This window comes from Luteitalea sp. TBR-22, from assembly GCF_016865485.1.
Lineage (GTDB): Bacteria > Acidobacteriota > Vicinamibacteria > Vicinamibacterales > Vicinamibacteraceae > Luteitalea.
Map to the genome: position 1 here is coordinate 375,919 of NZ_AP024452.1, position 13,932 is coordinate 389,850.

11 protein-coding genes are annotated in these 13,932 nt (G+C 69.7%); 9 read left to right on the plus strand and 2 right to left on the minus strand.

Annotated features, from left to right (window positions below):
- Window positions 1-23: 23 nt before the first annotated feature.
- Both TBR22_RS01610 and TBR22_RS01615 read left to right on the plus strand, forming a co-directional pair.
- Window positions 24-2,702, plus strand: a complete 2,679-nt coding sequence (locus tag TBR22_RS01610; protein ID WP_239491203.1) for a DUF6797 domain-containing protein — start codon at window positions 24-26, stop codon at window positions 2,700-2,702.
- 154 nt (window positions 2,703-2,856) lie between these two features.
- Window positions 2,857-4,335, plus strand: a complete 1,479-nt coding sequence (locus tag TBR22_RS01615) for a sulfatase (RefSeq protein WP_239491204.1) — start codon at window positions 2,857-2,859, stop codon at window positions 4,333-4,335.
- 107 nt (window positions 4,336-4,442) lie between these two features.
- On the opposite strand, the gene TBR22_RS01620 is transcribed toward TBR22_RS01615, so the two are convergent.
- Window positions 4,443-4,628 carry a thioredoxin family protein gene (locus TBR22_RS01620; RefSeq protein WP_370651561.1) on the minus strand — a complete coding sequence of 62 codons (186 nt, stop codon included), beginning with the start codon at window positions 4,626-4,628 and terminating at the stop codon, window positions 4,443-4,445.
- A 24-nt stretch (window positions 4,629-4,652) separates the two neighbouring features.
- A complete protein-coding gene (locus TBR22_RS01625; protein WP_239491205.1) occupies window positions 4,653-5,078 on the minus strand; it encodes a hypothetical protein in 426 nt (141 codons plus the stop codon).
- A 93-nt stretch (window positions 5,079-5,171) separates the two neighbouring features.
- Between TBR22_RS01625 and TBR22_RS01630 the strand changes: the two genes are divergently transcribed.
- The 7 genes from TBR22_RS01630 to TBR22_RS01660 all read left to right on the plus strand — a co-directional run bounded on the left by TBR22_RS01630 (window position 5,172) and on the right by TBR22_RS01660 (window position 13,926).
- Window positions 5,172-5,915 (plus strand): SDR family NAD(P)-dependent oxidoreductase, encoded by a 744-nt coding sequence (locus tag TBR22_RS01630; protein ID WP_239491206.1) that lies wholly within the window; start codon window positions 5,172-5,174, stop codon window positions 5,913-5,915.
- 43 nt (window positions 5,916-5,958) lie between these two features.
- Entirely contained in the window at window positions 5,959-6,918 is a 960-nt protein-coding gene (gene arsS / locus TBR22_RS01635) for an arsenosugar biosynthesis radical SAM (seleno)protein ArsS (RefSeq protein WP_239491207.1), read from the plus strand.
- Window positions 6,915-7,709, plus strand: coding sequence for a DUF2461 family protein (locus TBR22_RS01640; RefSeq protein WP_239491208.1), 795 nt, complete (start codon window positions 6,915-6,917; stop codon window positions 7,707-7,709). The genes arsS and TBR22_RS01640 overlap by 4 nt, the downstream gene beginning before the upstream one ends.
- Window positions 7,710-8,083: 374 nt before the next feature.
- Window positions 8,084-8,734 carry a cytochrome c3 family protein gene (locus TBR22_RS01645; RefSeq protein ID WP_239491209.1) on the plus strand — a complete coding sequence of 217 codons (651 nt, stop codon included), beginning with the start codon at window positions 8,084-8,086 and terminating at the stop codon, window positions 8,732-8,734.
- A gap of 97 nt (window positions 8,735-8,831) precedes the next feature.
- Window positions 8,832-11,969 (plus strand): TAT-variant-translocated molybdopterin oxidoreductase, encoded by a 3,138-nt coding sequence (locus TBR22_RS01650; RefSeq protein ID WP_239491210.1) that lies wholly within the window; start codon window positions 8,832-8,834, stop codon window positions 11,967-11,969.
- Between the two features lie 30 nt (window positions 11,970-11,999).
- The gene (gene nrfD / locus TBR22_RS01655; RefSeq protein WP_239491211.1) at window positions 12,000-13,382 is read left to right on the plus strand and encodes an NrfD/PsrC family molybdoenzyme membrane anchor subunit; all 1,383 of its coding nucleotides are present in this window, start codon (window positions 12,000-12,002) and stop codon (window positions 13,380-13,382) included.
- A complete protein-coding gene (locus tag TBR22_RS01660; protein ID WP_239491212.1) occupies window positions 13,375-13,926 on the plus strand; it encodes a DUF3341 domain-containing protein in 552 nt (183 codons plus the stop codon). Before nrfD ends, TBR22_RS01660 begins: the two co-directional genes overlap by 8 nt.
- Window positions 13,927-13,932: the final 6 nt, after the last annotated feature.

Below are 13,932 nucleotides of genomic sequence, written 5' to 3' on the forward strand. Positions count from 1 at the left end.
CTCGCGGTAACATCGGCACCTCGATGCCGCGTGTCCCGTCACTCCGCCTGATTGCCGGCGTCTGTGCCCTTGCCGCGGCCACCGCGGGGGGCGGCAGTGCGCTTTCCGGTCGCGAGACCATCCAGTCGGCGACCATGACCCCCGGGCCGTGGCTCGAAGACGATGCGCCGTTCTTCTCGTCGGTGGTCGATGCGCGCGCCGCCGGTGCGTCCCTGCCGGCGACCAACCTCGCGCCCCGCGCGCTGGTGCTGCCCGCTGGCCGCGGGCAGTGGGTCGCCTTCGACCCCGACCTGCTGCGGGTGGTGGCGGCCTGGCAGGGTGCCGGCGTGACGCCGACCGCCTTGGCGCCCGGCTCGTACCACAAGCTCGATCGCAAGACTCCGGGTGGGCAGAAGGACCTGCCGGCGCCCGACGGCCGCATCGTCATCGCGACAGGCCTGTATGCGGGCTGGCAGACCGGCGACCGCGTGAGGTTCGAGGATCCGCGCGCCCCGGCGCCCTCGCCCGAGGAGGTGGGGCGGGGCCCGATCGCCGCTGAAGACGGCCGGTTCTCGGCCATTCGCCTGACGCGCGACGGTGCGGTGCTCGAGTACGAGGTCGCCGGCACGGCGGTGCAGGAGTGGATGTCGGGCGTGCCCTCGCGGTCCGACGTCGTGGTGCGGCAGTTCGCGGTAGCCCCGAGCACGCAGGTGCACTGGCTCGTCGTCGGCGTGCCCGCGCCCGGTCACGACGTGCACCTGGCGACGTCGCGTGGGGCGCGGGGGATCACGCTGCAGGCGGTCACGCCTGCCGCGGGCATGGCGGTGCAGGTCGTGCGCGTGCCGGCGCACGCTGCGCCGGTGCGCTTTGCCGTGGCCATCCATCCGGCCGACGCCGTGCCCGCCGTGGCGCTCGGGCCGGTGCCCACGACGGTGGCCGCGCCCCGCTGGCGCGAGGCGGTCACCACGCGCGTGACGCCGTCGTCGTCCCGCGACGCGTACGTCGTGGACGACATCGCCTTGCCCATGCCGAACCCCTGGAAGCGCCTGGTGCGCGTCAGCGACGTGCAGTTCCTGGCCGACGGCACGGCGGTGTGCGTCACGCTCGATGGCGACGTGTGGACCGCGCGTGGCGTCGGGTCGCGCGACGGGGAGGTGCAGTGGCGGCGGTTCGCGTCTGGGCTCCACGAGCCGCTCACGCTCGCCATCCGCGACGAGCAGGTTCACGTCTTCGACCGCAACGGCATCTGGCGCCTGCGCGACACCAACGGCGACGGCGAGGCCGACCGGCACGAGCTCTTCTCGAATGCCTTCGCGCAGACCGCCGACACGCGCGAGTTCCCGAGCACCATCCGGCTCGGGCCGGGCGGCGAGTTCGTGATCGCCAAGGGCGGGCAGGAGGCGACGACCATCGGCAAGCACAACGGCAGCGTGCTGCGGATCTCGGCCGACGGCCGTACGGCGACCGTGCTCGGCTACGGCCTGCGCCAGCCGCAGCTCGCGGTGCACCCGCAGACCGGCCTGGTGACGGCCAGCGATCAGCAGGGCCACTACATCCCGAGCACGCCGCTGCACATCGTGCGCGACCGCCAGTTCTACGGGTTCCTGAGCGACATCCTGCCGAAGGAGGTCTACCCGGCGCCGATTGCCGCGCCGCTCACGTGGATTCCGCACGACGTCAACGCGTCGGCGATGTCGCAGGTGTGGATGCTCGAGTCGCGCATGGGGCCGCTCGACAACGGGCTGGTGCACATCGCGTACAACCGCCCCGAGTTGTTCCGGGTGCTGCTCGACCTCGACAGGCCGGTGCCGCAGGCCGCCGTCGTCAGCCTCACGTCGGCCTTCGATTACCCGCCCCTGAACGGCGCGGTCAACCCCGAGGACGGGCAGCTGTACATCGCCGGCTTCCAGATCGTCGGCTGGGGCACGACCGCGACGCGGCTCGCGGGCCTCGGCCGCGTGCGCTACACCGGCGCGCCCGTCACCGTGCCTCGGCAGCTGACGCCGATGCGGGAAGGCGTGCTGCTGCGCTTCGACCTCGCGCTCGACAGGGCGAGCGCGGCAAACGCTGCCAACTTCGCGGCGGCCAGCTGGGGCTACAAGCGGACCTTCAGGTACGGGTCGCCGAACTACAAGGCCGACGGCACGCCGGGCGTCGATCCGCTGTCGCCCAGCGTCGCCTACGTCTCGGCCGATGGTCGCGGCGTGTTCGTGACCATCCCCGGCATGAAACCGGTGATGCAGTTGAAGGTGGCCTGGACCCTGAAGGCACGCGACGGTCGCGAGGTGAAGGGCGAGGCGTACACGACGCCCTACGCGCTCGAGCCGTTCAACCCGCGCGCCGAGGGCTTCGGCGACATCACGCTCGACCTCACGCGCCGCGAGGCGCCGGTCGGGCCGGTCGTGGCTGCGGCGCCGACGGTGGACGAGGGACGCGAGGTGTTCGTGCGGTACGGGTGCCTGGCCTGCCATGCGCCCGAACGCGGTGCCGCGCCCAAGATGGGCCCGACGCTGGCAGGGCTGTACGGCACGTCGCGACGCCTCGCGAACCGGCCGGAACCCGTCGTCGCCGACGAGGCCTACCTCCGACAGTCCATCCGCGAGCCCGCGGCCGCCGTCGCCGAGGGCTTCGATCGGCCCGGGGTCGGCATGCCCAGCTTCACCGGCGTGCTCACGGACGGGCAGGTCGAGTCGGTAATCCTCTTCATCAAGAGCTTGAAGTGACATCCCGGGGCTGGGCGCTGGGCCAGTGCCGACCGCCGACGCCGACTCCCGATTCCCGACTCCCGACTCCGACTCCCGACTCCCGACTCCCGACTCCCGACTCCCGACTCCCGACTCCCGACCGCGAACACCCAGTGAGACACTGAGCCCCGTCATGCACCTGCATCGATTCGCCGTGCTTGCAGCGCTCTTCCTCGGGCTCGTGCCCGCGTTCGCGGTGGCGCAGGCTCCGGTCCCGCCAGCGCGCCGACCGAACATCCTCGTGATCCTCACCGACGACCAGCGCTGGGACGCGCTCGGCGTGGTGCAGCGCGCACAGGGCGACGCGGCACTGTTCCCGTGGCTGAAGACCCCCAATCTCGATCGCCTCGCCGCCGAGGGCGCGCGATTCGACCACGCGTTCGTCACCACGTCGCTGTGCTCGCCGAGCCGTGCGTCGCTCCTGAGCGGCCGCTACGCGCGTCGTCACCAGGTGCTGAACAACTTCACCGAGTACCCCGTCGACCTGCCCAGTTACCCGAGGCGATTGAAAGACGCCGGTTACGAGACCGCATATGTCGGCAAGTGGCACATGGGCGAGGACAACGACGCGCCGCGCCCGGGCTTCGACCACTGGATGAGCCACCGCGGCCAGGGGAACTACTTCGACAACGAGTTCAACATCGACGGCACGCGCACGAAGATCCCCGGCTACTACACGACCGTCGTCACCGACCACGCGGTGCAGTGGATCGGGAAGGCGCACGACAGGCCGTGGCTGCTCGTGCTCGGGCAGAAGGCGCCACACGGTGGACCGATCCAGCCGGAGCCGCGGTTCGCGCACGCCCTCGACGCGTTCCCCGTGCGCCTGCCCGTCAGCTACGACAACTACCGCGCCGCCGACGGAAAGCCCGCCTGGCTCGAGGAGAGCCTCCCGACCTGGCACGGCGCGAAGGGGCCGCTCTACGACCTGAAGACCCACGACGCCTTCGTGCGCGCGTACCTCGCGACGCTGCTGTCGGTGGACGAGGCCGTGGGCCGCGTGTACGAAGCGCTCCGCAAGAGCGGGCAGCTCGACGACACGGTCATCGTCTTCACCAGCGACAACGGCTTCGTGCTCGGAGAGCACGGTCGGGTCGACAAACGGACGATGTACGAGGACAGCATCAGGGTGCCGCTGCTGGTGCGGTATCCGAGGGTCGTCCGTCCGGGGACGGTCGTGAGCCGGATGGTGCTGAGCCACGACCTGGCGCCGAGCCTGCTCGAGATCGCGGGCGCATCGCCTCTCGCCGACGTGACAGGCGCGTCGTGGCTGCCGCTGCTGCGCGGGCAGGCCGTGGCGTGGCGCGAGGCGTTCCTCTACGAGTACAACTTCGAGAAGCAGTTCCCGTACACGCCCAACGTGCGTGGCGTGCGGACCGATCGCTGGAAGTTCATCAGGTACCCGCAGGGCGACGGGTCACCTGATCGGTTCACGGCCGAACTGTACGACCTGCGAGCCGACCCGCACGAGTTGAAGAACCTGAGCGCCGATCCCGCGCACGCCGCAACGCGCCGCGAGATGGAGCGCCTGCTCGAGCAGGTCTCGACGCAGGCCGGCGCCGACCGCATGCCCGTCTACGAGGGGATCGTCAACGTGCGGCCGGTGCACTGATCACACGCGGCTCAAGGCTTCAGGCTCGAGGCTCAGAAAGCACAGCACCCATTCAGCATGATTTCTGAGCCCTGAGCCCTGAGCCCTGAGCCCTTGAGCCGCCGTGCCTACCCCCGCACCACCGCCTCGACGAACTCCGCTTCCGGCACGGCCCCGAGGATGTCGGCGCTCTCGTTGATGACGGTCTTCGGCACGCCCGACACGCGGAAACGCCGCACGAGATCGGGGTACTCCACGGCCGAGACCGCCGCAGTGGTGATGTGATCGCTCTCGACCGCCAGCTGCCATCCCAGGCGGACCGCCCGGGGACAGTGCGGTCAAGTCGGTGTCGAGAAGATCTGGAGCGCGCGCGGCTCCGAGAGCGTCGCGACCAGGCCGCGTGACTCCTCGGTGAGGCCGGAATCGCCGGCCGAGGCGATGAGGATGCCCTCCAGCAGCGACACCAGTTCGTAGCCGTCAGGTGCGCCGTAGAACCGCAGGCCGCGGTCCCGGTCGCCGACGATGGCGACGCCCGGTGCCGCGACGATGCCGTAGAGCTCGACGTCTGCGGTGTCGAGCACCATGTTCTTCTCCTCGAGGCTGACCAGCGCGTTGGCGCGCGGGAAGTCCTCGAGGATGCGCTTGGTGGTGGCGCAGGTCTCGCAGCCGAAGGTCTGGGTGAAGAACACGAGCCGCACCGGGTTGGTCATCCCCGACAGCCGCTCGGTCAGCGCCCGCATCTCATCGTCGCTGAAATAGCTCACGGGACCATCTTATCGGGGATCGCGGATCGGGGATCGGGGATCGGGGAGGCGGCGGGGCCTCGGGCGAGCGAGAGGCGTCGTAATCGCGTGGCCATGACGACTCACGACGGGGCGACGCCCGTCATGCTCATCACCGGCGGCAGCGGCGGGATCGGCCGGGCGCTGGCCGCGCGGCTGCGCCAGCAGGGCTGCACGGTGATCGTCGCCGCTCGTGACGCCGACCGCCTGCATGCAGCGGCGGCCGAGCTCGACGTCGAGCCCGTCCAGGTCGACGTGACGGTGGCCGCCGAGGTCGACGCGCTCGTCGCCGGCGTGCTGGCCCGTCATGGGCGGATCGACGGCGTGGCGCACTGTGTCGGCTCGATCCTGCTCAAGCCGCTCCACCTGACCAGTGACGATGACTGGGCGCGCACGCTGCTGCTGAACCTCACCTCGGCGTTCCACGTGATGCGGGCCGTCGTGGCCAGGCATCGGGCGCCGCTCTCCATCGCGCTCGTGTCCTCGTCGGCCGCCGGGATCGGGCTGCCCAATCACGAGGCGATTGCCGCGGCCAAGGCCGGCATCGAAGGGTTGGTGCGCTCGTCGGCGGCCACCTACGCGGGGCGGGGTGTGCGGGTGAACGCCGTCGCCCCGGGCCTGGTGCGCACGCCGCTCGCGGCGCGCATCACCGGCAGCGAGGCAGCGCTGAAGACGTCCCTCGCGCTGCACCCGATCGGCCGCATCGGGGAACCCGACGATGTGGCGGCGGTGCTGGCGCACCTGCTCGATCCGGCCAGTTCGTGGATCACCGGCCAGGTGATCGGCGTCGACGGCGGCATGTCGCGCGTCCGCGCGTGACCAGGGGGCTCATGGTGGCCACTGCGGTATCGTGCAAGCAGGCATGAACGTTTCCCGTTCCTTCCATGACGCCCTCGTCGAGGCGACCGGCGCGCCGCTGACGCCGGCCGCGATCGAGACCGTGCAGGTGAACGTCGGACTCGCGTGCAACCTCGCGTGCCTGCATTGCCACGTCGAGAGCGGCCCGAAGCGCACCGAGGCGATGTCGCGCGAGACGATGGCGCAGGTGCTGGACGTGGCGAGAGCGGCTGGCGCGCGGGTGGTCGACATCACCGGAGGGGCGCCGGAGATGCATCCGCACTTCCGGTGGTTCGTCGACGAGGCGATCCGGATCGGCGCGCGGGTGATGGTGCGCACCAACCTCACGATCCTGCTCGAAGAGGGCTACGTCGACCTGCCGGCATGGTTCGCGACCCGACGGGTGCACCTGGTGGCGAGCCTGCCCTGCTACACCGCAGCCAACGTGGACGCGCAGCGGGGGCGAGGGACCTTCGACGGATCGATCGCGGCCCTGCGCGCGTTGAACGCCGTGGGCTACGGCGTGCGGCAGGACCTGCCCCTCGACCTCGTGTACAACCCCGGCGGCACGGGCCTGCCCGGTCCCCAGGCCGCGCTGGAAGCCGACTATCGTCGTCGGCTGGCCGAGGACTGGGGTCTGGCGTTCACACGCCTGCTGACGATCACCAACATGCCGATCGGGCGCTTCGCGCGGGACCTGGCGCGCGAGGATCGGCTGGAGCCGTATGTGGCCAGGCTCGCCGATGCCTTCAATCCCGCGACGGTCGAGGGGCTGATGTGCCGGCACCAGTTGCACGTCGCCTGGGACGGGCAGTTGTACGACTGCGACTTCAACTACGCGCTCGGCATGGGGGTGGTCGGCGTGCCGCCGCACATCGGCGACGTCACCCCGGAGACGTTCCTGCAGAGGCGCATCGCGACGGCCGCGCACTGCTTCGGTTGCACGGCGGGCGCGGGTTCGAGCTGCGGAGGCGCGCTCGCATGAGTCGAGCGCGGCCTTCGACCGCCGGGCACCGCTCCTCGGGCGCCGGGCACCGGTCACCGACCGCAGGCACGCCAGCAGGTGCGAGGCGTGCCGGCATCGCGGAGTTCGAGGGCTTTCCGCGCGACACCGTCACGTTCCTGCGGGCGCTGGCGCGCAACAACACCGAGGAGTGGCTCGAGGCCAACCGCGCACGGTACGAGGCCGCGATCCTGACGCCGGCCCGCCAGTGCGTGGTGGCGGTGGGCGAGGCGCTGCACGCCGCGGGGTGTCGCGTGGTGGCCGACCCGCGCGTCAACGGGTCGATCTTCCGCATGGCGCGCGATCGGCGATTCCGGCCTGACGCCCCGCCCTACAAGACACACCTGGCGTTGATCTGGTGGGCCGAGGGCGTGCGGATGGCGCAGCCGTCGTTCTATCTGCAGATCAACGGCAAGGGACTGGAACTCGGCGTGGGGCTGCCCGAGGTGCCGCGCGAGCGTCTGCCTGCGGTGCGGCGCTGGCTGGCCGAGGGCGACCACGCCGCGCGGCTGCTGCGCGCCATGGACGTGTCGGGCCCTGATGCGCCGACCTGGGAGCTTCGGGAGCTGGCGCGTCCGCCTGCCGAGTTCCGTGGGTTGACCGACGAGGCGGCGCGGCGGGCGGTGCGCTTCATCGGCGGATGGGGTGGCTGGACGCTCACTACCCATCCGCCGGAGCTCTTCACGGCCGAGTTTCCGGCCTGGCTTGTCGGGACCTGTCGTCCGTTGCTGCCGTTCTTCCACGTGTTCGAGGAGGCGTTGAGCGAGGGGTAGGGCGGGCGGTCTCCGACCGCGCCGCACTCGACGGCGGCGGGGGTGGGACACCCCGCCCTCCCGGAATCCGGAATCCGGAACCCGGTGCCCGGTGCCCGTCCGTGTTCAGCGAGCTTTGCCATTGACAGCTTGTGAAAGTTTTCACATTATCGGGCCGTGGCTGGTTGGCGGCCGGCCACGACTCGTCCGGGAGGCCTCTGGTCTCGCGGTCGAGGTGTCGCTAGGACTATCCAAAGGCAGTCGAGAGGCTCGGTGGACCCGAGTGTCCCGGGAAAACCGGTCACAACGGGCGCAATTTGCGCCTGTTGCGCAGATTCTGTGACAGAATACGCGCCGCCTTGCGCGTCCGGCGCGAGGTGTGCCGCTTCCGAACCATGAGCCAGATCTTTCCGCGCAGCGCCAACGCGATCGCTCGCTTCACCCTCGTCGGGGTGCTCCTCTTCGGGGGCCTGGTGGCCTCCATCGTGGGGATGTCGATGCGGTCCGACTTCGTGACCGGCGCCAACTCGAACGTCGACCAGCCGGTCCAGTTCAGTCACCTGCACCACGCGGGGGGCATGGGCATCGACTGCCGGTACTGCCACACGTCGGTCGAGGTGGCGGCATCGGCCAACATCCCGCCCACCAAGACCTGCATGAACTGCCACAGCCAGATCTGGGCGCAGAGCCCGTACCTGGAACCGGTGCGGTCGAGCTGGAAGACGGGGCAGTCGCTGGTCTGGACGCGGGTGCACGACCTGCCCGACTTCGTCTACTTCAACCACTCCATCCATGTGAAGAAGGGCATGGGCTGCGAGACCTGCCATGGCCGCATCGATCAGATGCCGGGCATCCAGCAGAAGAGCTCGCTGCAGATGGAATGGTGCCTGGAGTGCCATCGGAACCCCGAGAAGTTCGTGCGCCCGCGTGAAGCGGTGTTCACGATGGGGTACGAGCCCGAGGGCGATCAGCTCGAAATCGGCCGCAAGCTGGTGCAGGAATACAAGATTCAGAGTCTGACGACCTGTTCGACGTGCCACCGGTGAGGACCACCCGTGGGGCGTGCGCGGTGGCCGGTGCCGGTCGTCGCGCGTGGTCGTCTGCCCGCTGCCGGCCCGTGGCCGTCAGCCTCCGTTGCGAATCATGAGTGATATCGATCTGTCGGCCATCCGCACGCGGCTCGCGTCGGCTTCGGGTCCCACCTTCTGGCGCAGCCTCGACGAGGTCGCCGAGACCCCGGAGTTCCAGCAGTACCTGCAGCGCGAGTTCCCCGAGAACGCCGCGGAGTGGGCCGATCCGGCCGGGCGACGACAGTTCCTCAAGCTGATGGGCGCCTCGCTGGCGCTCGCCGGCGTGACGGGCTGTACGCGCCAGCCGACCGAGCACATCGTCCCGTACGTGGTGCCGCCCGAGGGCTTCGTGCCCGGCAAGACGCAGCTGTTCGCGACGGCGATGCCGCGCGACGGTTTCGCCGAGCCGATTCTCGCGGTGAGCCACCACGGCCGTCCGATCAAGGTCGAGCCCAATCCTGATCACCCGTACGGCGGCGGCACCAGCCGCTACGCGCAGGCGTCGGTGCTCGGGCTCTACGACCCGGATCGTTCCCAGTCGTTGACGTACAAGGGCGCGATTCGTTCCGTGGCCGATTTCCAGGCCGCGATGACCGGCGCGCTGACGGCCCAGCAGGCCATCGCGGGCGCGGGGTTCCGGATCCTCACCGGCACGATCACCTCGCCGTCGCTGGCCGCGCAGATCGAGGCGGTGCTGAACATCTACCCCGAGGCGCGGTGGATCCAGTACGAGCCGCTCGGCCGTGACGCGGTGGCCAGTGCACTTGCCGGAGCGTTCGGTCAGCGCCTCGAGCCGGTCCTCAAGATCGAGAACGCCGACGTCATCCTCTCGCTCGACGGCGACTTCATGGAGTGCGGCGCGGCCGAGCTGAAGTACGCGCGCGCCTTCGCGGACCGCCGCCGCCTCGAGGGCGGTGCCACGACGATGAACCGGCTCTACATGGTCGAGAGCCGGACCAGCAACACCGGCACCAAGGCCGACCACCGCCTCGCGGTTCGCGCTGCCGACGTCGAGGCCATCGCCCGTGCAGTCGCGGCGAAGCTGGGCGTCGCCGGCGTGACCGCCGGTGCGCTGCCGCCGAAGGTCGAGCAGAAGTGGATCGACGCGGTGGCCGAGGACCTCAAGACGGCCGGCGCCAAGGCGCTCGTCGTGGCCGGCGACCACCAGACGGCCGGCGTGCAGGTCATTGCCGCGGCCATCAACCAGGCGCTGGGCGCCGTGGGCAGCACCGTCGACTACTACCCGTCGCAGGCGGCACGGGTGGAGGGTCGCACCGGTGAACTCGGTGAACTCGTCGGCGACCTCGCCGCGGGCAAGGTCGACCTGCTCCTGGTCCTCGACGCCAACCCGGTGTACGACGCGCCGGTGGATCTCGGGTTTGCCGACCAGCTGAAGAAGGCGACCATCCGCGTGCACGCCGGCCTTTACCGGGACGAGACCGCGGAGCTGTGCCAGTGGCACGTGCCGCTGACCCACTACCTCGAGAGCTGGGCCGACCTGCGCGGCGTCGACGGCACGGTGTCGATCGCGCAGCCGCTGATCAACCCCCTGTACGACACGGCGCGCAGTCCCTACGAGGTGCTCGCGGCCTTCGGCGACAACCCGGCGGCCACGACGTTCGAGACGGTGCGCGGCTACTGGGAGAACGCGTTCGGCGGCGGCACGCTCATGGCGGCCGACGGGACGCCGTTTGCGAGCTTCGACAAGTTCTGGCGTCGCGCCGTGCACGACGGCTTCGTCGCCGGCACGGCGGCCGCGCCGGTGGCCATCGGCGCGCCCTCGGCCATCCCCGCCGCGCCCGCGCCGCCGGCGGCTGACGCGCTCGAGGTGACCTTCAGCGCCGACCCGAGCGTGCACGACGGCCGTTTTGCCAACAACCCGTGGCTGCAGGAACTGCCCAAGCCGCTCAACAAGGTCACCTGGGACAACGTGATCGTGATGAGCCCGCGGACGGCCGAGAAGCTGGGCATCGGGGCGCAGAGGCTGACCAAGTACCAGGCGCAGGTCGCCACCGTGACGCTGAACGGACGCGCGGTGAGCGGGCCGGTGTGGGTGCAGGCCGGGCATCCCGACAACAGCGTCAACCTGCAGCTCGGCTACGGCCGCACGGCGGCCGGCCGCGTCGGCACCGGCCTGGGCTACAACGCCAACCTGATCCGTCGATCGTCGAGCCCCTGGTTCGCCACCGGCGCCAGGGTCGAGGGCACCGGCGACACCTACCAGGTCGCCAGCACGCAGCTGCACTTCGCGATGGAGAACCGGGCGGTGGTCCGCACCGCCGCGCTCCCGCTGTACAAGGCCGAGCCCACCTTCGCCCAGCACATGACGCATGTCCCCAAGTACGAGGACACGCTGCATGGCAACGAGTGGCAGTACGAGGGCTACAAGTGGGGGATGATCATCGACCTCAACGCCTGCGACGGCTGCAATGCCTGCGTCGTGGCGTGCGTGTCGGAGAACAACATCCCGGTCGTGGGCAAGCAGCAGGTCGCCACGGGGCGCGAGATGCACTGGATCCGCATCGACCGCTACTACGAGGGCGATCTCGACAACCCCACGGTGCACGACCAGCCGCTCACCTGCATGCAGTGCGAGAACGCGCCCTGCGAGGTGGTGTGCCCCGTCGCCGCGACGGTGCACAACCAGGAGGGGCTGAACGACATGGTCTACAACCGCTGCGTGGGCACGCGCTACTGCGCGAACAACTGCCCGTACAAGGTGCGGCGGTTCAACTTCCTGCTCTACAGCGACTGGGACACCAAGTCGCTGAAGATGGCGCGCAACCCCGAGGTCACGATCCGCAGCCGCGGCGTGATGGAGAAGTGCACGTACTGCGTGCAGCGGATCAACTCGGCGCGCATCACCGCCAAGCTCGAGGACCGGCGCATCAAGGACGGCGAGGTGCGCACCGCGTGCCAGAGCGCCTGCCCGACGCAGGCGATCCACTTCGGCGACCTGAACGACCCCGAGAGCCGCGTCGCGAAGCTCCGCAAGGAGCCGCGCAACTACGGCCTGCTCGAGGACCTCAACACGCGGCCGCGGACCACGTACCTGGCCGCGGTGCGCAATCCCAACCCGGTGCTCTCGCCCGAGGCGGCCAACGTCCCCGCCCACGGCGGTGGCCACGGGGCGCCGGCGGAGGGTCACGCGCCGGCCGCGGGCACCGACGCACACGGCGAACCGGCCAAGCCGGCCGCCGCGACGCACTAGGCCGTACTCAGGACAGGACGCGAGGCAACCGTGCTAGACCACGCGAAGGAAGCAGTCCCGGGAGCGCGCTATCTGGCGCCAGGGCACAACTTCGGGTCGATCACCGACAAGATCAGCGGCATCATCACGGGGCGCACCCCGTTCAGCTGGTTCATCGGATTCCTGATCGGGTTCTCGATCCTCCAGGTGCTCCTGGTGTCGATCGCCTACCTGCTGTTCAAGGGCACCGGCATCTGGGGCATCAACAACCCGGTCGGCTGGGGCTTCGCGATCATCAACTTCGTGTGGTGGATCGGCATCGGTCACGCCGGCACGCTGATCTCGGCGATCCTGATGCTCTTCCGGCAGCACTGGCGTACCTCGATCAACCGCGCGGCCGAGGCCATGACGGTGTTCGCGGTGGCCTGCGCGGCCATCTTCCCGATCTTCCACACCGGCCGTCCGTGGCTGGCGGCGTACTGGCTGCTGCCGTACCCGAACACGATGGGCCTGTGGCCGAACTTCCGCAGCCCGCTCATCTGGGACGTCTTCGCGGTCTCGACGTACGCGACCATCTCGATCGTCTTCTGGTACCTCGGCCTCATCCCCGACCTGGCGACGATGCGTGATCGCGCCAAGGCGCCGCTTGCCAGGAAGCTCTACGGGATCTTCGCCCTCGGCTGGCGCGGCTCGGCCATCCACTGGCAGCGCTACGAGATGGCCTCGCTGCTGATGGCCGGCCTCAGCACCCCGCTGGTGCTCTCGGTGCACACGGTGGTGAGCTTCGACTTCGCCGTCTCGGTCATCCCGGGCTGGCACGCGACGATCTTCCCGCCCTACTTCGTCGCCGGCGCCATCTACGCCGGCTTCGCGATGGTGCTCACGCTGATGATCCCGATGCGTGCCATCTACGGCCTGCACGACTTCATCACCGAGCGCCACATCGACAACATGGCCAAGGTGACGCTGGCCACCGGCCTGATCGTGTTCTACGGCTACTGCATGGAGGCCTTCTTCGGCTGGTACAGCGCCAACCAGTTCGAGTCCTACATGATCACCAACCGCATGACGGGCCCGTACGCCGGCTACTACTGGGCGCTGATCTTCTGTAACGGCGTCGTGCCGCAGCTGCTCTGGTCCAAGAAGGTCCGCACGTCGTTGCTGCCGCTCTTTGCCGTCTGCATGGCCGTCAACGTCGGCATGTGGCTCGAGCGCTTCGTCATCGTCGTGACGTCGCTGCACCGCGACTTCGTGCCGAGCTCGTGGGGCATGTACTACCCCACCATCTGGGACTGGAGCACGTTCATCGGCACGATGGGCCTGTTCCTGACGCTGTTCTACCTGTTCATCCGTGTGCTGCCGATGATTTCGATCTTCGAGATCCGCACGCTGACGCCGGCGGCCCACGCCAAGGGAGATGCGCACCATGGCTGAGACCGTCCAGGCACCTGCCCTGTACGGCCTGATGGCCGAGTTCGCCGATGCCACCGAGCTGGTGCGTGCCGCCAAGGCGGCCCACGCGGCGGGGTACCGCCACATGGACGCCTACAGCGCCGCGCCGATCCACGGCCTGGCCGAGGCGCTCGGGCACGACGACCGTCGCGTCCAGAAGTTCACGTTCACCGGCGGTTTCTTCGGGTTCTGTGCCGGCTTCGGCCTGTGCTACTGGGCGTCGGTCATCGAGTACCCGCTCAACATCGGCGGTCGCCCCCTGAACAGCTGGGTGGCGTTCTCCATCCCGACCTACGAACTGACGATCCTGTTCGGCGGGCTGGCGACGACGTTCGGCATGCTGGCGCTGTGCGGGTTCCCCCAGCCGTATCACCCGGTGTTCAACGTCGAGGCGTTCCGGAAGACGGCCTCGAGCACGGGCTTCTTCCTGTGCCTCGAGGCGACCGATCCGCACTTCGACGTCGCGCGCAGCCGCGCCTTCCTCGAGGGGCTGCACCCGAAGGCGATCAACGAGGTCACCCCGTAGCCATGG